The sequence below is a fragment of the Pannonibacter carbonis genome (assembly GCF_003012935.1).
GTDB lineage: Bacteria > Pseudomonadota > Alphaproteobacteria > Rhizobiales > Stappiaceae > Pannonibacter > Pannonibacter carbonis.
This window is the reverse complement of the sequence record NZ_PUDR01000012.1, coordinates 107,019-124,635: the sequence shown is the minus strand read 5'-3', so window position 1 is coordinate 124,635 and position 17,617 is coordinate 107,019. Positions and strand designations below refer to the sequence as shown.

Genomic DNA, 17,617 nt, shown 5'->3' with positions numbered 1-17,617 from the left:
AGGATTGCTTTATCTAAAGAAATACACGCTAGTGGCGGAAATGCCGCATCCCGGTCAGCACCATGGCAAGCCCGGCCGCATCTGCGGCAGCGATGACTTCATCATCGCGCATCGAACCACCCGGCTGGATCACCGCCGTCGCACCCGCTTCAGCTGCCGATAGCAGGCCATCGGCAAAGGGGAAGAATGCGTCGGAAGCAACAACGCAGCCTTCGGTCAGCGGCTTGGAGAGACCAGCGGCCTCGGTCGCATCGAGCGCCTTGCGGGCAGCAATGCGGGCGCTGTCGACCCGGCTCATCTGGCCGGCACCAACGCCGACGGTGGCCCCGTCTCTGGCGTAGACGATGGCATTGGACTTCACGTGTTTGGCAACGCGGAAGGCGAACTTCAGGTCAGCCAGTTCCTGGGCACTGGGGGCACGCTTGGTCACGACTTTCAGGTCGAGGTCGTCGACCACGCCGTTGTCGCGGGACTGAACCAGCAGGCCGCCGGCGACCGACTTCACAGCGAGGCCCGGAGCGCGCGGATCAGCCAGACCGCCGGTGACCAGCAGACGCAGGTTCTTCTTCTTTGCCACGATCTCCACGGCCTCGTCGGTCGCGGCCGGGGCGATGATCACCTCGGTGAAGATCTTGACGATCTCTTCGGCAGCTTCTGCATCCAGAATGTCGTTCAGCGCGACAATGCCGCCGAAAGCCGAGACCGGATCACAGCGCAGCGCCAGCTCGTAAGCCGCCTTGATCGACGCGCCTTCGGCAACGCCGCAGGGGTTGGCGTGCTTGATGATGGCGACGGCCTTGGTCCGCGCCGGATCAAATTCACTGACCAGCTCGAAGGCTGCATCGGTGTCGTTGATGTTGTTGTAGGACAGGGTCTTGCCCTGCAGCTGACGCGCGGTTGCCACACCGAAGCGGCGTTCGCCATTGGTGTAGAAGCCGGCCGACTGATGCGGGTTTTCACCGTAGCGCATCACTTCGGCGAGCTTGCCGCCCATGGCACGGTAGTCCGGAGCCTCGTTGCCGATCTGGGCAGCGAGCCAGTTCGACACGGCGGCATCATAAGCGGCGGTGCGGGCGAAGGCCTTCTGCGCCAGGCGCTTGCGCAGGTCGATTGGCGACTGGCCGTTGTTCTCGTCCAGGGCCGCAATGACGGCCGCATAGTCAACCGGATCGACCACCACTGTGACGTAAGCGTGGTTCTTGGCGGCAGCGCGGGTCATGGCCGGGCCGCCGATGTCGATGTTCTCGACGCCGGTGGCGTAGTCGGCGCCGGAGGCGACCGTGTCCTCGAAGGGATAGAGATTGACGCAGAGCAGGTCGATGCCGCCGATGCCGTGTGCCTGCATCGCAGCGGTGTGGTCCGCATCATCGCGGATGGCAAGAAGGCCGCCATGCACCATCGGATGCAGCGTCTTCACGCGACCATCCATGATTTCCGGGAAGCCGGTGACTTCGGAAATGTCCTTCACCGGCAGGCCGGCATCGGCCAGTGTCTTGCGGGTGCCGCCGGTGGAGATCAGCTCCACGCCGCGATCGGCAAGGTCCTTGGCGAATTGCAGCAGTCCGGTCTTGTCGGAGACGGAAAGAAGCGCGCGCTTGACGGAAACGAGCGGGGGAACGGGAACCCCCTTGGACACCACGGCCATGGCCTTGCCTCGCGGAACTGAGGTTGAAAAGTGGCCGAGCCCCTAACACGAATGCGGACGGAACGGAAGGACGCAAGGGCTGTGCCCGACGCATCACTCCTCTGCGACCGCAGCTGTCCCCTCGTCAGACCAGCGAACCCGCCGCTGTGGCCGGGGCAGGACGGTGCGGCGGAATTGCCAGGCGACCTGGCTGGCCTGGCTGATACGGCCATAAATGACCAGTTGCTGCGTCCGCCGGTGTCCATGGACATCCGAAAGATAGACGGATTCCTCAAGCGCCAGTTCGCCGCCGCTGGCATCGAATTCCCAGGTCTCTCCGTCAGCGCAGACAAGCGCCACACCGGAGCCGCCACGCAAGAGCTCGGCCTTGACCAGCGGGTGCAGATGGAAGCGAACCGTGTAGTGATCGTGCTCGCTCAGGGCACCGGACGTCGAGAAAAGGTCAAGTCCATCGAGTACAGAGCCATCCGACGCAAGCCGGATATCTCGCTCATGCAAGACATGAAACCGCGCGGCGTAACCGTTGTGGGAGGCAGTCACGCGGGTGCCCATGGCGTCTTCCATCCGCTCAACCGGGACACTGGTCGGGCCGGAGATCACCGGCGCCCCGAGCCAGCGGCCAAACGGCTTGTCGGTCAGGAAACGGCAGGAGGACGTGTCTTCGAAACCGGCGGTCGAATGAGCCGCCGTTGATCGGGCAACCTGTCTCCAGCCGTCGTCGGCGCGGCCGGACACACCGCAATTGACAACGATCCGGTTCCGGCCAGAGGACATTTCCAGCGACAGGCACCCAGCATGCGCAGCCTCGCTCAGATGGACGGGCGGCGGCAGGCCAGTATCCATCAGCACGACAGTCTCACCGCCGGCCAGCCGCTGGTAGCCGGCATGAGGCGCATTGCCGGGGGGCGCGCCGCGTGCATCGTCATAGGCAAGGATCGTGGCCACAAGATCATTCGGCGTCGAGCCCATGCCATTGAAATGGGCGAAGGCCCCGTCCGCATGGCGGAAGAAGCGGACCATCGGCATCATCCGGTCGACCGCCTGCATCATGGCTGGCGGCGTTTCGAGGCCTTGCGTAACAAAGGCCTGCCGGATCGGCAGAAGGTCCGTGAGGATTTCAAGGATAGCGCCCGGATTGCGCGAGACATGGCCGCCATCCGGCAGGATCTGGCGTTGCAACTCATACTCGAGGCGGCGCAGGCTCTGGCGCACGAAGCGCCCCTGCCCGGCCATCGAAACGCTGGCAGCCGCCACCGCCAACACCGCCTGCAAGCGCGGGACACCGTCCGGGGTTTCATTCAGCGTATGGCGCAGGAAACGAACCTGCCTGCCAAGCGAGCGCAGGAACCGGCGATAGAACTCGGCGTCGCCCTCTTCCAGCACCAGCGGCGACTGCGCCAGCCAGGACAGGACACGCCGCGCAACAACAGGCTGTTCCCAGCCGATTTCATGCCAGCGGCCGCAATGCTTGATCCAGTCATCGACCAGCGCGCGGGCGTTCTGCCGGGCAACACGGCTTTCGGCGGCCCGCAGGTCACGCAGCCAGCCGAAACTGTGCAGATCGCGCTGCCAGCCCGGATCCTCACCCTTCAGTTCGAAGGGAGACCGACCGCGCGCCTCCACGACCTGGCCGCCGAACAGGAACCGGCCACCATAGATATCCATGGCGTTGGTCTGGTCCGCCGTGCGCAGATCCTGGGGTGCGATGAGCAAACGCGTGGGCGCTCCCGCGAAGGGCTGCAGGCGGAACAAAGGTCCACCGTGCAGCCATCGCAGGCTGGTCTGCCAGAGATGGTGCGCCAGCAGGCGCCAGATGCGCCCCTGTTCGCCGACCGTCTTCAGGGCCATGCCGGGCTCCTGCCCTTGATGCGCCGTTGCCGACTGGAAATGGGTATGTCCTCGTGATGTTCTGGGACGTAACGTTTTGTTAGGGTTAGCGCCGTGTTTTCCAATTGCGCGGATGAACGGTTACGGGGCCGTTAAAGGCGCCGCAAACGGGCGGCAAAAAAGCCGTCCAGACCGCCATCCGGCGCCTCGCCACCGCCAAAATGACAAGGTAGCGTGCGAAGATAGCCCACCGGTGTAATGCATTCGGCCAGGCCGCCGATTTCCTCTGGCAGGACCGGCACCAGTTCATAGCCGGGCACCTCGGCGAGGAATGAAGCGATCTGCAGTTCGCCTTCCTCCGGTTCCATAGAGCAGGTGCAGAAGACGATTACCCCGCCCGGCTTCAGCCAGCCGGCGGACCGGCGCAGCAGCTCGGCCTGGAGAGCAGCCAGGGTGACAATGTCGGAGGGACGCTTGGTCCAGGCCACATCGGGATGACGGCGCATAGTGCCGGTGGCGCTGCAGGGAGCGTCGAGCAGGATCGCGTCGAAAGGCATCTCGGGCGTGTAGGCACGAATGTCCGCCGCCACGACCTCCGCCGACAGGCCAAGACGGGTGAGGTTCTCGCGCACCCGGCCAAGCCGCTTCTCGGAAATGTCGAGAGCCGTCACATCAGCCCCGGCAGCTGCCAGCTGGGCCGTCTTGCCGCCCGGCGCTGCACACAGGTCAATGACACGCTTGCCCGCCAGGTCACCAAGGAGCCGCGCCGGCAAGGCGGCGGCGGCGTCCTGAACCCACCAGCCACCTTCATCAAAGCCGTCGAACTCGTCGACAGCGCCCTTGCGCTGCAGACGCACCGAGCCGGCGGCGACAACCCGGCCGCCCAGCCGCTCGGCCCAGCCGGCAGCATCGGCCTTGACGCTGAGATCCAGCGCCGGTTCGCTCGCCTGGGCAGCGAGGATCTGGCCGAGACGAGCCTCGCCATAGGTCTCGGTCCAGCGGGTGGCGAGCCACAGCGGCAGGCCGGCGGCACCGGCCACGGGCTCAGCCAGCAGCGTGTCCTTTTCGCGCCCGAGCCGGCGCAGGACGCCGTTGACGAGCCCCTTGTAGAGCCGGGCGCGCTTGTCGGCAGAGGCCATGTCAACGGCCAGCGAGACAGCGGCGCGATCGGGAATATCAAGGAACAGCATTTGCGCAGCGGCCACATGCAGGATGTCCATCACGCGGCCGGACTTTTCGGGAACAGGACGGTCGAGCAGTTTCTGCAGGATCGATTCGATCTGGCTGCGCCGGCGCAATGCCGCGCCAAGAATAGCACGGACGAGGCTCCGGTCCTTTGGCTCCAGCGCCCGGAAGCCGGGATGGCCGCCGGACGGGTCCAGCTCCAGATCAAGGGGACGGTGCTTGTGAACGATATTACCGAGCACATCGACAGCCGTGCGGCGCGCCGCCATGCCAGGAACAGGGGCACCTGGCCCCGGGCCCTTGGCAGCACCTTTCGCAGGGCCTCGAACCGGCGTGCGTGTTGCCCCCATATCGGATGACGGGCGGCGGCGCGGCGGTTTCTGCGGAGTGTCGGTCAAGGCGCGGTCTCATTCTTTGGCGGCTGAACGAGTCAGAACGCCGCGAACCGTCTCCAGTTCGCGGCGTCGTCACTCAAGTGTTAACCGTCATTTACCTTTGACGGAAGATCAATCAAGCCCCTTGATGACAGCACAATCGGTGACCCACAAGGGCCTGCGTGCTGCAGCCGGGGTTTTTGATGGTGCGCTCAGCCTGAGCTTCTGGCCCCGTCTCAGCCCCACCTTAACCCCAGGGACCCTTGCGCGGCGGCGTGCCGGAGCCACTGCCCCGCGACCCGGAGCCGCCCCAGGGACCGGTGGCACGGGCGGCGGGGCGAGCGGATGACGGACCGGCCGTATACCCGCCGACACGAGCCGGAGCCCCTGAATCCAGGGAAGCCGAACCCGTCTGTCCCATCTCCTGCTGCAGCTTGCGCAAGGCGGCGATGCGGTTGCCGGTATCCGGATGGGTGGAGAAAAGATTGTCCATCCGTTCGCCCGACAGGGGATTGATAATGAACATATGCGCCGTGGCCGGGCTGCGTTCAGCGTCCGGATTGTGGATATGTTCGACGCCGCCGGCGATTTTGGCCAGAGCGGAGGCCAGCCACATCGGCTGGCCGCAGATCTCCGCGCCAAGCCGGTCAGCGGAATATTCCCGGGTGCGGGAAATCGCCATTTGCACCAGCATCGCCGCAAGCGGTGCGACAATCATGGCGACCAGCACACCGATAAAGCCGAGCGGATTGTTATTCTCCCGGTTGCCACCGAAGAAAAAGGCGAAGTTGCCGAGCATCGAGATGGCGCCGGCAATCGTCGCCGTGATCGTCATGATCAGCGTGTCGTGGTTCTTGATATGCGCCAGTTCATGCGCCATCACGCCGGCAACTTCCTCGCGCGTCAGTGTCTCGAGCAGGCCGGTGGTTGCCGCGACGGCGGCATTCTGCGGGTTGCGCCCGGTGGCAAAGGCGTTCGGCTGCGGATTGTTGATGATGTAAACCTTCGGCATCGGCAGCTGGGCATTGGCGGCCAGCTGGCGAACCATATGGAACAGCTCCGGCGCCGAGCGCTCGTCGACTTCCTGAGCGTGGTGCATGGACAGCACCATCTTGTCGGAGTTCCAGTAGCTGAAGAGGTTCATGCCCGCAGCAATCACCAGGGCAATCATCATGCCGCTCTGGCCGCCGATGAGAAAACCGACGCCCATGAAGAGCGCCGTCAGCGCGGCCAGGAGCATGGCTGTGCGGAAATAGTTCATCGACGCAAGCTCCCTTGACAGGCGTCCGCAGGTTTTCAGGAGGGCGGACCTGCCTATATGATGGGGAGACGGATCCGCCACCGCAAGTGGACAGCCATTTCCCGTCGGCGGCGACCCTACCGCCGCCGCAGGACAGTTCGGGAGTAAAGACGATGCACGAAGAGGACCATCACCACGGCGAAGAGACCGCTGCCGGCACGGCGGTGGCACAGGAGGGCGCGGTGGTCCTGGCGTTTCCGGAGCGCACTTTGCGGGTGCCGGCCGCCGAGGCGGAAGCGGAGCCAGAGCCGCGCCGGCGATTCGAGGACCTGCCGCCAGCCGCCCAGCGCGCCCTGAAGGAAGCCGAAGCCCGCCGTGCCGAGATCGATGCCCGCCAGAAGGCCCTGGAGGCTGAGGTTTCCGGGCGCGGCGGCCTTGAGCCGACACGCTACGCAGATTGGGAAATCAAGGGATTGACCGTGGATTTCTGAGCCGAAGCCGGACTGCCCGCCGTTGGTTAATGAGAGCTTTACCAACGGCGGGCTAGGGTCGGGCGATTGACTCATGATTTGTCCGGAACGCGCGATGACGTCCAATGAAGCTGCCGGGGCCAACAGCCAGGCCAAGGTCCAGGCCCTGCCCGACGCCAATCCTTTTCAGCGTCTTGCCGCGCTGCTCGGCGACACACGCCCGGGTGCAGACCCTATCATCCTGACCATCGGCGAGCCGCAGCATGCGCTGCCGCTGTTCACCGCCGAGGTCCTGATGGAAAATCTCGGTGACTTCCGCCGCTATCCGCCCATCGAAGGCACGCCGGTGTTCCGCGCGGCCATCGCCAGCTGGCTCGACCGGCGCTACGGCCTTGGCAACACGATCGACAAGGACAAGGGCGTGCTGCCACTGAACGGCTCGCGCGAGGGATTGTCTTTCGGTGCCATTGCCGCACGGGATCAACTGGCCAAGGACGTCGCCCGCCCGGCCGTCATCCTGCCAAACCCATTCTACCAGACCTATGCAGCAGCAGCCCATATCGCCGGCGCCGAGGCGGTGCTGCTCGACAGCGACGCAGCAACCGGGTTCCTGCCGGATCTGGACAAGCTGTCGCCAGAGCTTCTGGACCGGACCATTGCGTTTTATGTCGCCTCGCCGGCCAATCCGCAGGGCGCGGTCGCAAGCCTTGCCTACTGGCAGCAGCTCATTCGCCTGGCGCGCAAACACGCCTTCTTCATTTTTGCCGACGAGTGCTATTCGGAAATCTACCGCGAAACGCCGCCCCCCGGCGTGCTGGAGGCCGCCCATGCGATGGGTGAGGGATACGGGCGGGTGATCGCCCTCAACTCCCTGTCGAAGCGGTCGAACCTCGCCGGCCTGCGCTGCGGCTTTGCCGCTGGCGATCCGGACTTCCTCAGCCGCTGGGTGAAGTTCCGCGGCCTTGCCGCGCCGCAAGTGCCGATGCCGGCCCAGGCAGTGGCCGTGCGCGCCTATGCGGACGAAGCGCATGTGATCGAGAACCGGCGGCTTTACAACGAGAAATATGCCATTGCCGAAGCGCTGCTGAACCCGGTCCTGGGTCCGGTCACGCCGGAGGGCGGTTTTTTCCTCTGGCTGGACGTCTCCCGCTGGGGCTCCGGCATCGCCGTCACCCAACGCTTGTGGAGCGAGGCGGGCCTGAAAGTCATTCCGGGCGCCTATCTGGCCATGTCGGGACCCGACGGCAGCAACCCGGGTGACCGCTATATCCGCATCAGCTTGTGCGCGCCGGTTGGCCTGACACGCGAGGCGATGGAAAGGCTTGCCAAGTGGCTGGGAGACAACGCATGAGACGCGCCACTGCAACGCGCGGCTCCGGACGCGGCGCCGCCCATATGCTTGATACTGAGAGCCCGCTGAAGCGCTTCATCCGGCGCAATCTGGTGGGCCTTGCCGGCCTGTGTGTGATTGGCCTGGCCGCAGCCCTTGCTGCCGCACTCGCCACCTGGTCAGTGACGGATCCAAGCCTCAACCATGCGACCAGCGAGCCGGTGCGCAATGCCCTGGGCACACCAGGTGCAATCCTGTCGGACCTGCTGATGCAGTCCATCGGGCTGGCCACCGCTGTCTTCCTGGTGCCGGTCGTCCTGTGGGGCTGGCGTCTCCTGGCCGGCAAACCGATGCGGATTGCCGGGCGGCGCATCCTGTTCTGGTTCACCGGGACACTGCTGGCAGCCGGTGCGGTTGCTGCCCTGCCGGTGCCGGAGACCTGGCCGCTGCCGACCGGTCTTGGCGGATTCCTGGGTGATGCCATGCATTATCTGCCGCAGAAGCTGACCCAGAACATGGCCCCCGGCACGGCGATGATCATCGGCTCCATCGGGCTTGGCCTGCCGGCAGTGTTCCTGCTGATTGCCGCTGGCGGCTGGTTCGGCAAGGCCAAGGTCGAGGATGACCCACTGCCGATTCCGGCCAAGGGCAAGCGCATGCCGGTGCAGCAGCAGCTGTTCGACGATGAGGACGAGGACGACGAGCACGATACATCGCGCTTCTCGGCCCTGATGGGCGCGGCAGGCCACTGGCGCTTGCAGATCCAGTCGACATGGCAGCGTATGACCGGCCGGGGCCGGCCAGCCAGCCGCAGCCATCGCGACATGACTGACAGGTACGATGAAGACGACGACATCGAGGCCTATGATGACGCTCCGCGCCGGCGCGGGATCAGCGGGCTTGGACGTGGCCTCGTCGGACGGCTGCTGCCCGGCGACGAGGATGACGGCCTGGACGAGCTTTATCCGGCCGAGACCGGCCGGCGCAAGACCGAGTACAATCTCGATCGGGCATCTGTCACCGGGCTACGCATCGGTGGCACTGGCCGCAACGCACCGGCCCTGGACGACGAAGACGCCTATGAAGCCGATGCTTTTGCAGAGGATGGGTTTGACGCGGACGACGACCGCGACGCCGGATATGACGACGTGCCGTTTGACCTCGATGATGAAGACGAGGCGGATGCACGGCTGGCGCATGGCCGTGACATCCGCGCGCAGAATGACCGCGCGCCGCTCGACCGGGCTCCCCTGCCCCGTCCGGTTGGCATCGCCGGTCCCGCTGCCCCGGCCTCGCGCGGGCCGGCTGCCCGTGTCGTGCCGCCGGCGGCAAAACCGCAGCCCGGACGCCGGCTGCAGCAGGAATCGCAAGCTTCCCTGCTCAGCGCCCCGGAAGTCTACGAGCTTCCCCCACTGCGGCTCCTGGCCGAACCCAAGCCGACCGGCAAGACGCCGGGCCTGTCCGCCGATGCGCTGGAACAGAATGCCCGTATTCTCGAAGGCGTTCTGGAGGATTTCGGCGTGCGCGGCGAGATCATCGAGGTGCGCCCAGGCCCGGTCGTGACGCTCTATGAGCTGGAGCCGGCTCCGGGCATCAAGTCATCCCGTGTCATTGGCCTCGCCGACGACATTGCGCGCTCGATGAGTGCCATTTCCGCACGTGTCGCCGTCATTCCCGGCAAGAACGCCATCGGTATCGAACTGCCGAACCAGAAGCGCGAGACGGTGTATCTGCGTGAACTTCTGGCCGCGCAGGACTTCGAGAAGTCGAAGGCCAAGCTGGCGCTGGCGCTCGGCAAGACGATCAATGGCGAGAGCGTCATTGCCGACCTTGCCCGCATGCCGCATCTGCTCGTGGCCGGTACCACCGGCTCGGGCAAGTCGGTGTCGATCAACACCATGATCCTGTCGCTGCTGTACCGGCTGACGCCGGACCAGTGCAAGATGATCATGATCGACCCGAAAATGCTGGAACTCTCCATCTATGACGGCATTCCGCATCTGCTGACACCTGTGGTGACAGACCCGAAGAAGGCCGTCGTCGCGCTCAAATGGACCGTGCGCGAGATGGAGGAACGCTACAAGAAAATGTCGAAGATGGGCGTTCGCAACATCGACGGCTACAACATGCGCGTGAAGCAGGCGCTGGAAAAGGGCGAGAGCTTCTCCCGCACCGTCCAGACCGGATTCGACCGTGAGACCGGCCAGCCGATCTACGAGGAAGAGGATCTGCCGCTGGAGCCGATGCCCTTCATCGTGGTCATCGTCGACGAAATGGCCGACCTGATGATGGTCGCCGGCAAGGACATCGAAGGCGCGATCCAGCGCCTGGCCCAGATGGCCCGCGCCGCCGGCATCCACATCATCATGGCAACGCAGCGTCCCTCGGTGGACGTGATCACCGGCACGATCAAGGCGAACTTCCCGACGCGTATCTCGTTCCAGGTGACGTCGAAGATCGACAGCCGCACCATCCTTGGCGAGCAGGGGGCCGAACAACTCCTTGGCATGGGCGACATGCTCTACATGGCCGGCGGTGGCCGCATCCAGCGTGTGCACGGCCCCTTCGTCGCCGACGAGGAAGTCGAGCATATCGTGGCGCACCTGAAGCTTCAGGGCTCGCCGCAGTATCTTGAGGCAGTGACCGAGGAAGAGGACCTGTCCGAGAGCCCCTATGACGCCGTGTCGAGCGGGGACGAGAGCAACGACCTCTATGACAAGGCGGTGGCTGTCGTCCTGCGCGACAAGAAAGTCTCGACGTCCTATGTCCAGCGCCGGCTTGGCATTGGCTACAACCGGGCTGCCTCGCTGATCGAGCGCATGGAGAAGGAAGGCCTGATCAGCGCCGCCAACCACGCCGGCAAGCGCGAACTGCTGGTCAAGAACGGCGTGGATGAGGATTATTGAGCGGGCCAGGGGCTTGACCCCTGCCGCAACCTTGCCACAAGCAGGTTCTACATGAGATGCGATGGAGCACGAGGGCATGGCAACTGAAGCCCATGTCACCGACCCCGAAATGGAGCCGCGCCAGACCATGACGTTTTCCCGTTCGCCCCGCCTGCGCTGCCGCCCGACTGGCCGCATCGCCAGCTTCGTCGCCGGCCTGACCCTCATGCTTGCAACCGGTCTGGCCCCACTGCCGCTCAGCGCCTCGGGCACCCCCGCTGGCCGGCTTTCGCCGGCCGAACAGGAGACGCTCAGCGAGATCAACACTTATTTCAACTCGGTGAAGACGATGCACGGCGACTTCGTGCAGTTCGGCCCCGAAGGTGACCAGGTGGAAGGCAAGTTCTACCTCGAGCGTCCGGGCAAGATCCGGTTCTACTATAACCCGCCGGCCCAGCTCGACATCATCGCCGACGGCAAGTCCGTTTCGGTGAAGGACCGCAAGCTCAACACCCAGGACATCTGGCCGCTCAGCGAAACACCGCTGCGCTTCCTGCTGGCAGAAAAGACGGACCTCACCAAGGACACCAGCGTCGTCGGCGTGGTGGTTGAAAGCGACCTCGTGACCGTGGTGGTCGAGGATCGCACAACCTTCAACTCCGGCAAGCTGACGCTGATCTTCGACGCACAGACCTTCGACCTGAAGCAGTGGACCGTGACCGACGCACAAGGTCAGGACACCTCCGTGGCAATCTACAACATCACCGCCAACGGTCCGTCGAACCCGAAGCTGTTCGTCATCGACTATCTGGCCAATGCGCGCCAGAACAGCGCCCACTAAGTTCACGGGCCGTACCGTCCGCCATGACCGACGAGCCCGCCACGAGCCGCCGCGAACCGCTGGCGCTAAAACTGCTGCGCCGCTTCTGCGCCGTTGAGGGCCTGCATCTCGTGGCCGAGCCCGAGTATGGCTATGCCGGCTATGTCGAAGCGCGGAGCGGCCGCCGGCATTTCTTCAAGGGAGCCGGCTTCGACCTGAACAGCGCAGGCGCTGCAGCCATTGCCCGTGACAAGGGCTACAGCGCCGACTTTCTGGCCCGGGCAGGCCTGAGCGTGCCGGCGACACTGCTGATCGCCAGCCCGCGGTTCGTTGCAGACATCCGCATGAAGAACCCGGGCGTGGCCGAGCGGCTCGCTGGGGAAGACGCCGCGCTTGCCTTTGCCGGGCGCGTGGGCTTTCCCGTCTTCGTCAAACCCAATGAGGAATCCGAGGGACGCGGTGTGCTGCGTGCGGCGACACAAGACCAGTTCGTCGACGCGCTCAGGCATCTCGGCGATGCCTATGACCGGCTGCTGGTGCAGGAAGAGGCAAAGGGGCGTGACTACCGGATCCTGATGCTCGACGGCGAGTGCCTCGCCGTCTTCGAGCGCTGGCCTTTCCGTGTCACCGGGGACGGCACAAGGACCCTTGCGACCCTGATCAATGACGCGACCCATGACTTTGCGTCTGACGGCAAGGGCCGCAAGATCAGCGCCGAGGATCCCCGCATCCTGGCCCATCTGGCCGCCTGCGGACTGGCGCTGGACCATGTTCCGGCGACGGGGCAAATCGTGCCATTGCTGCCGAATTCAAACCTCTCGTCCGGCGGGACGGCTGTCGATGTGAGTGACAGGATCGCGCCGGAGCTGACGTCGATTGCTGCGCAGGCGGGACGGGCCATCGGCCTGCGCTTCTATGGCCTCGACCTGATTGCCCCGGATATTGCCTCACCCGAAGGCTACCGCATTCTCGAACTGAATGCGGCACCGGGTCTCAGCCATTTTCACCGGATCGGCACTGCGGAGGCCGCAAAGGTGGAGACAATCTACGAGAAGGTATTCCAGGCGATTGCCCGTGACCTGCAAAACGGAATGTGAAAGCCCCGGCAAAGAGCCACTTTGACCCTGCAGCGCCGGGGCACTCGTGTCAGTAGTCGCCGAGCTTGATGTCGGGGGAATAGTCGCCCGGGACTTCCTTGGTGACGGCCTGGCCGCAGATGGTGAGGCCGCGCGTGGCGTCATAGGTCAGCTGCGGTGCACCGGCGAGTTCCCAGCCCTTGTTCAGCGCCTGGGTGACGCGGTGGCAGAACTGGCTGTCATCGGGGCCGGTGATGAAGCGGTAAAGTTTCATGTCTTGCGGTTCCTCATGAGGCGTTAACGCCGGTTATCCTCGGTCAGCGATCGCCTCGGCAATCGCCAGCACACGCCGGCCCATGTCGGCATGTAACCGCTCCACCATCTTCCCGTCGATCTGGATTGCACCCTTGTCCGCGTTTTCCGGCAAGGCGAAGGCATCGTTGATGCGCCGCGCCCAGGCAATCTCGGTCTCCGACGGGCTGAAGGCGGCATGGCAGGCGTCCACCTGCTTGGGATGGACCAGCGTCTTGCCGTCCATGCCCATCTCCGCGCCCTGCGCGCATTCGGCTGCGAACCCGTCCAGATCGTTGAAGTCGTTGTAGACGCCGTCGAGGATATCGATGCCCCCTGTGCGGGCGGCGGCAACGCAGGTCATCAGCCAGGGCAGCATCACGCTCCGGCCCTTGACGAGGCGGGCGCGGGTTTCCTTGGCCAGATCATTGGTGCCCATGACGAAGCAGGACAGCCGCACGTTCGGATCGCGTCCGGCGGAGGCAATCGAGGCTGCATCGAGCATGGCCTGCGGCGTCTCCATCATCGCCCAGAGCTTCAGCGACTGCGGCGCTCCGGCCAGCGCCAGCCTGTGCGCGACGCGTTCCAGATCGGCGAGGCTGTTGACCTTCGGGATCAGGATGGCATCCGGTCTTGCGGTCACGGCTGCTGCAATGTCGGCCTCGCCCCAGGGCGTATCGAGCCCATTGACCCGGATCACCACCTCGCGCGAGCCATAGCCACCGGCCGTCACAGCCTCGACGATCTGCTGCCGGGCGATGTCCTTGGCATCGGGGGCAACGGCATCCTCCAGATCGAGAATCAGGCAGTCGACGTCGAGCGTCCGGGCCTTTTCCAACGCACGGGCATTGGAGCCGGGCATGTAAAGGGCAGAGCGGCGCGGGCGGAATGTCTGGCTCATCACAGGATCCTTGCAGGCGTTGGGTGCAGTGCGGCAAGGCTAGTGGCCGCCGCCCTGATTTTCCACTCGTCTTTAGGATCAGGCCAAAGGGCCAACGTGAGTGATCAGGCCGCCTTGCGCAGGATCATGTCCTTGGCCGCAATCACCGCGCCAATGGTGATCAGCAGGCAGGCCAGCGCGACAGTGATGGTGAAGGCCCCGAAGCCGAAAGCGATCAGCAGCAGGGTGGACAGGAGCGGGGCCGAATAGGCGGCTGCCCCCAGCACCTGGATGTCCCCCTTCTTCACCCCGACATCCCAGGTGAAAAAGGCAAGGCCCACCGGAAACAGGCCGAGAGCGACGACGCTGCCCCACTGGATCACGCCGGACGGCCAGACAGTCTCCTCCAGCGCCAGATGGCAGGCGAGCGACAGAACCGCCGTCATCAGGCAGAAACCTGCCACCGCGCCGGTCGGAACCTCACCGAGCCTGCGTGACAGCACGGAATAGGTTGACCAGAACAGGGCGGAGGCGACCGCGGCGGCATAGCCAAGCGCATAGGCCGGATCGAAGGACACAGCACCGCCGCGCGTGACAAGTAGCGCGGCTCCGGCCAGCCCGAGAACTGTCCCGGCAACATGATGCGCCTTCAGCCTCTCCCCCGGCAGCAGCGCGGAGAACACGACGATCAGCAGTGGCCAGGTGTAGTTGATCAGATTGGCATCGACCGGCGGCGCGTTGCGGATGGCCGTGAAATAGAAGAAGTGGAAGCCGAACAGGCCGATGGTGCCAAAGGCCCAGACGCGCAGCGGCTGTGCCAGCACCGGGAGTTCGCCCCGGGTGGCGAGCCAGGCGAGCGCCAGCAGCCCGGACAGGCCGAAGCAGAGCGCATTGAGCAGGAACGGCGGCACCGCGCCCGAGCCCGCGCCGAAGACGCCAAGCGTCGCCCACATGAGGATGGCCGTCATCCCGATCAGCGTGGCACGGGTGCGGGTGGCGTTGGGGGACTGGCCAGACATCAGCTCGTGATCCGGGATGAGGCCGCAGCGCCGGCTGGCAGAACTGCCGGCGACAATGCGGTAAGGAAATGCTCCCGTCTTTGTGCCGCAACGGCTGCTGGCCGGCAAGCCGTGATGCGGCATCGCCTTGCGGTCCCTTAGGAGCACAATCCGGCCTGCACTCCCCCGGTCGGTTTGCCGCGCAAGGATGTGCTTGTCGGACGCCGGTTTTTTGGACATGGTGCATCCCGTGTAACGGACTGATTGCTTCGCGGAGATCCAATTGAGCAAGCTCGACATCAAGGCGCTTGGCCCTGACGACGCCCTTCATCTCGCCCCGCTGATCGCGGAAAACGCGCAGGCTCTGAAGCGCGGCGCGCCGCGCCGTCCTGACCAGTTCTATGCGGAAAAGATCCTGGGCGACCGCAGCGCCGAAGTGATCGGTGCCTTCGAGGACGGGGAACTGGTCGGCTTTGCCGTGTTCTTCGATCTGCCCGAGCTGATCACCGGTCTGCGCGCAGGTCAGATGGACCACATCTATGTCCGGCCCCAGTCGCGCCAGAAGGGCATTGCCCGCAAGATGATCGAGACCCTGGTGACCGAGGGCCAGAGCCGCGGCTGGCTGCAGCTGCGCTGGATGGTCCCGGGCAAGAACGCACCGGCGCTGGCCCTCTATGAGCGCATCGCCGAGCCGGACGACTACAAGAGCTACATCATTCGCATCGACCGCGTCGGCGGCTGACCGGAAACGGCCCCACGGTCTGGACGGCAACAGCGTCCGGGCCGTGATCACAGTCACAGTTTCGGCATTGAATTCCCACTACCGTCCCCGACAGGCTGCAGGCTTTGTTGGGCGGGAGTTATTTTGATGTGGGATTTCAGTTTTGGAACGGCACTTGGCCTGATGGTGCGCACGGCGCCCTATGTTCTCTTCCGCGTTGTCGTGTATTTCGCCATCGCCGTCGCCTACGTACTGGTCACGGGCACAGGGGCGGGCATCGGCTATGGCGTAGGTGCTTTCGCGGGGCCGGATGAACAGGCGGGATATGCGGCCTGGGGCGGCATTATCGGCTTTGGCGCCACTGCCGGCGTGATTTACCTGCTGCGCGAATACCTGCTTTATACGGTGAAGGCCGGTCATATCGCCGTGCTTGTCGAATTGATGGATGGCCGGCCCTTGCCGAATGGACAGGGCCAGATTGCCTATGGCGCAAGCGTCGTCCGCGAACGCTTTGTCGAGGCAAGCGTACTGTTTGGCATCGACCAGCTGATCAAGGGCGTTATCGGTGCCATCACCGGACTGATGCAGGGCGTCCTTTCCCTGCTGCCCATTCCCGGACTGGACACGATCACGCGGCTGTTGCGCGCCTTTCTCAATGTCGCCGTCGGCTTCATCGACGAGGTGATCCTTGCGCATGCGATCCGCACCCGCTCGGACAATCCCTATGCCTCTGCCCGCGACGCTCTGGTGCTCTATGGCCAGAACGCCAAGGTAATGATGAAAAACGCCGCCTTTGTCGCAGTGCTGGTCTATCTGTTTGCCTTTGTCATCTTCCTCGTCATGCTGGCCCCCGCTGCAGCCGTTGCCTATCTGTTGCCCGGTGGGTGGAGCGCCGGCGGAATCGTCTTCGCCCTCCTGTTCGCCTGGGCCGTCAAGGCAGCCGTGCTCGAACCGCTGGCAATCACCTGCATGATGCAGGTCTATTTCAAGGTGACCGCCGGCCAGACACCGGATCCGGTCTGGGAAGCCAAGCTGGACGGCCTGTCCAGCCGCTTCGGCGACCTGAAAGTCAAGGCCATGTCCTGGTCCGGACTTGGCGGAACAACGCGTGAGCGAACAGCGATGTGAGCGGGTCAGAACGGAACGCGGCCAGACAAAGCGCCTTTACGCAACGTAAAGATTTGTTAATGCTTTGTTGACATGATTCGGTCGTGCATCGACGGATCGCCCGGATACCCGGCAGACCGCCGGCGCAAGCCGGGCCAGAAGGCCCGGTGAAACCGCAAGGGATCGAACAGGGCCAGGAGGCCACAATGGCAACAGGTCTGGACCGGGTACTGGCGTCACAGGGCATCGCCCCGACGACAGAATACAGCGAGCAGAACCGCCGCGACCGGGAACAACCCGGCGGTCAGGGCTCCGGCTCGCGCGGCCATGACCAGCCGGCACCGGGCTTCGTGGTTGAACTCGAGGAACCGGCAGTGGTTCTCGACACCCATCACATCGAACATCACGAACTGGACGGGGTAGCCGCCTACAAGGCCACGGCAGACGCGGCACTTGGACAAGCCATCACCCGAAATGCCCTTGTGACCGCGCGTATCCCTACCGACAAGCGCCCGGCAGACGTGGTGCGCCATGCCTATGAAGACCATGGCGGCCGCATCGAGTCCCACGCCATCAATCTGGCGACATAAGAACGACACGCCCCGCCCCTGATACCGGACAGCGAGCTTTCAGCAAACACTGGCCGCTGGTGCGGGCCACTTTAACCGCCTTGCCTTTTGTTTTCCCAACTCGGGACGCTGGCGACGCCCCTTTCCGACGAAACGTCAATGCAAAACTTGCAAGCATTCAAGCAGCAGGAGAAGGCAA

At 64.6% G+C, this 17,617-nt stretch carries 15 protein-coding genes; 8 read left to right on the top strand and 7 right to left on the bottom strand.

Annotation, left to right across the window (positions count from 1 at the left end):
* Nucleotides 1-28 precede the first annotated feature (28 nt).
* From purH to htpX, 4 genes are all read right to left on the bottom strand, one after another.
* Nucleotides 29-1,645: a bifunctional phosphoribosylaminoimidazolecarboxamide formyltransferase/IMP cyclohydrolase gene (gene purH / locus C8348_RS16840; protein ID WP_106754533.1), complete on the bottom strand. Its 1,617-nt coding sequence runs from the start codon at nucleotides 1,643-1,645 to the stop codon at nucleotides 29-31.
* A 93-nt stretch (nucleotides 1,646-1,738) separates the two neighbouring features.
* The gene (locus C8348_RS16835; RefSeq protein WP_106754532.1) at nucleotides 1,739-3,493 is read right to left on the bottom strand and encodes a heparinase II/III family protein; all 1,755 of its coding nucleotides are present in this window, start codon (nucleotides 3,491-3,493) and stop codon (nucleotides 1,739-1,741) included.
* A 131-nt stretch (nucleotides 3,494-3,624) separates the two neighbouring features.
* Nucleotides 3,625-5,007 carry a 16S rRNA (cytosine(967)-C(5))-methyltransferase RsmB gene (rsmB, locus tag C8348_RS16830; RefSeq protein ID WP_106754579.1) on the bottom strand — a complete coding sequence of 461 codons (1,383 nt, stop codon included), beginning with the start codon at nucleotides 5,005-5,007 and terminating at the stop codon, nucleotides 3,625-3,627.
* Nucleotides 5,008-5,278: 271 nt separating this feature from the next.
* A complete protein-coding gene (gene htpX / locus C8348_RS16825; RefSeq protein WP_106754531.1) occupies nucleotides 5,279-6,292 on the bottom strand; it encodes a zinc metalloprotease HtpX in 1,014 nt (337 codons plus the stop codon).
* Nucleotides 6,293-6,540: 248 nt separating this feature from the next.
* Here htpX and C8348_RS16820 point away from each other — a divergent pair, with 248 nt between their 5' ends.
* The 5 genes from C8348_RS16820 to C8348_RS16800 all read left to right on the top strand — a co-directional run bounded on the left by C8348_RS16820 (nucleotide 6,541) and on the right by C8348_RS16800 (nucleotide 12,873).
* On the top strand, nucleotides 6,541-6,762 hold the full coding sequence (locus tag C8348_RS16820) for a DUF1674 domain-containing protein (protein ID WP_244294042.1): 222 nt from the start codon (nucleotides 6,541-6,543) through the stop codon (nucleotides 6,760-6,762).
* 94 nt (nucleotides 6,763-6,856) lie between these two features.
* Nucleotides 6,857-8,092 carry an aminotransferase class I/II-fold pyridoxal phosphate-dependent enzyme gene (locus C8348_RS16815; RefSeq protein ID WP_106754529.1) on the top strand — a complete coding sequence of 412 codons (1,236 nt, stop codon included), beginning with the start codon at nucleotides 6,857-6,859 and terminating at the stop codon, nucleotides 8,090-8,092.
* A complete protein-coding gene (locus C8348_RS16810; protein WP_106754528.1) occupies nucleotides 8,089-10,977 on the top strand; it encodes an FtsK/SpoIIIE family DNA translocase in 2,889 nt (962 codons plus the stop codon). The genes C8348_RS16815 and C8348_RS16810 overlap by 4 nt, the downstream gene beginning before the upstream one ends.
* A 76-nt stretch (nucleotides 10,978-11,053) precedes the next feature.
* Nucleotides 11,054-11,797: a LolA family protein gene (locus tag C8348_RS16805; RefSeq protein ID WP_208983798.1), complete on the top strand. Its 744-nt coding sequence runs from the start codon at nucleotides 11,054-11,056 to the stop codon at nucleotides 11,795-11,797.
* 23 nt (nucleotides 11,798-11,820) lie between these two features.
* Nucleotides 11,821-12,873: an ATP-dependent carboxylate-amine ligase gene (locus C8348_RS16800; protein WP_106754527.1), complete on the top strand. Its 1,053-nt coding sequence runs from the start codon at nucleotides 11,821-11,823 to the stop codon at nucleotides 12,871-12,873.
* A gap of 49 nt (nucleotides 12,874-12,922) precedes the next feature.
* Here the strand turns inward: C8348_RS16800 and C8348_RS16795 are convergent, their stop codons facing one another.
* The 3 genes from C8348_RS16795 to yddG all read right to left on the bottom strand — a co-directional run bounded on the left by C8348_RS16795 (nucleotide 12,923) and on the right by yddG (nucleotide 15,042).
* Nucleotides 12,923-13,126, bottom strand: a complete 204-nt coding sequence (locus tag C8348_RS16795; RefSeq protein WP_106754526.1) for a DUF1737 domain-containing protein — start codon at nucleotides 13,124-13,126, stop codon at nucleotides 12,923-12,925.
* Between the two features lie 33 nt (nucleotides 13,127-13,159).
* Complete coding sequence (locus C8348_RS16790) at nucleotides 13,160-14,044, bottom strand: HpcH/HpaI aldolase/citrate lyase family protein (protein WP_106754525.1); 885 nt, start codon at nucleotides 14,042-14,044, stop codon at nucleotides 13,160-13,162.
* Between the two features lie 104 nt (nucleotides 14,045-14,148).
* Nucleotides 14,149-15,042 carry an aromatic amino acid exporter YddG gene (yddG, locus tag C8348_RS16785; protein WP_106754577.1) on the bottom strand — a complete coding sequence of 298 codons (894 nt, stop codon included), beginning with the start codon at nucleotides 15,040-15,042 and terminating at the stop codon, nucleotides 14,149-14,151.
* A 262-nt stretch (nucleotides 15,043-15,304) separates the two neighbouring features.
* On the opposite strand from yddG, the gene C8348_RS16780 reads away from it, so the two are divergent.
* The 3 genes from C8348_RS16780 (at nucleotide 15,305) to C8348_RS16770 (ending at nucleotide 17,439) form a co-directional block, all read left to right on the top strand.
* Nucleotides 15,305-15,763, top strand: a complete 459-nt coding sequence (locus C8348_RS16780; protein WP_106754524.1) for a GNAT family N-acetyltransferase — start codon at nucleotides 15,305-15,307, stop codon at nucleotides 15,761-15,763.
* Nucleotides 15,764-15,889: 126 nt separating this feature from the next.
* Complete coding sequence (locus C8348_RS16775) at nucleotides 15,890-16,870, top strand: hypothetical protein (RefSeq protein WP_106754523.1); 981 nt, start codon at nucleotides 15,890-15,892, stop codon at nucleotides 16,868-16,870.
* Between the two features lie 185 nt (nucleotides 16,871-17,055).
* A complete protein-coding gene (locus tag C8348_RS16770) occupies nucleotides 17,056-17,439 on the top strand; it encodes a hypothetical protein (protein ID WP_106754522.1) in 384 nt (127 codons plus the stop codon).
* Nucleotides 17,440-17,617: the final 178 nt, after the last annotated feature.

What these genes read in the sequence shown, in the direction of transcription:
- C8348_RS16790 (WP_106754525.1), bottom strand. Translation starts at nt 14,044, where the DNA reads ATGAGCCAGACATTCCGCCCGCGCCGCTCTGCCCTTTACATGCCCGGC.
- C8348_RS16775 (WP_106754523.1), top strand. Translation starts at nt 15,890, where the DNA reads ATGTGGGATTTCAGTTTTGGAACGGCACTTGGCCTGATGGTGCGCACG.
- rsmB (WP_106754579.1), bottom strand. Translation starts at nt 5,007, where the DNA reads ATGGGGGCAACACGCACGCCGGTTCGAGGCCCTGCGAAAGGTGCTGCC.
- C8348_RS16810 (WP_106754528.1), top strand. Translation starts at nt 8,089, where the DNA reads ATGAGACGCGCCACTGCAACGCGCGGCTCCGGACGCGGCGCCGCCCAT.
- purH (WP_106754533.1), bottom strand. Translation starts at nt 1,645, where the DNA reads ATGGCCGTGGTGTCCAAGGGGGTTCCCGTTCCCCCGCTCGTTTCCGTC.
- htpX (WP_106754531.1), bottom strand. Translation starts at nt 6,292, where the DNA reads ATGAACTATTTCCGCACAGCCATGCTCCTGGCCGCGCTGACGGCGCTC.
- C8348_RS16795 (WP_106754526.1), bottom strand. Translation starts at nt 13,126, where the DNA reads ATGAAACTTTACCGCTTCATCACCGGCCCCGATGACAGCCAGTTCTGC.
- C8348_RS16835 (WP_106754532.1), bottom strand. Translation starts at nt 3,493, where the DNA reads ATGGCCCTGAAGACGGTCGGCGAACAGGGGCGCATCTGGCGCCTGCTG.
- yddG (WP_106754577.1), bottom strand. Translation starts at nt 15,042, where the DNA reads ATGTCTGGCCAGTCCCCCAACGCCACCCGCACCCGTGCCACGCTGATC.
- C8348_RS16800 (WP_106754527.1), top strand. Translation starts at nt 11,821, where the DNA reads ATGACCGACGAGCCCGCCACGAGCCGCCGCGAACCGCTGGCGCTAAAA.
- C8348_RS16815 (WP_106754529.1), top strand. Translation starts at nt 6,857, where the DNA reads ATGACGTCCAATGAAGCTGCCGGGGCCAACAGCCAGGCCAAGGTCCAG.
- C8348_RS16770 (WP_106754522.1), top strand. Translation starts at nt 17,056, where the DNA reads ATGGCAACAGGTCTGGACCGGGTACTGGCGTCACAGGGCATCGCCCCG.
- C8348_RS16805 (WP_208983798.1), top strand. Translation starts at nt 11,054, where the DNA reads ATGGCAACTGAAGCCCATGTCACCGACCCCGAAATGGAGCCGCGCCAG.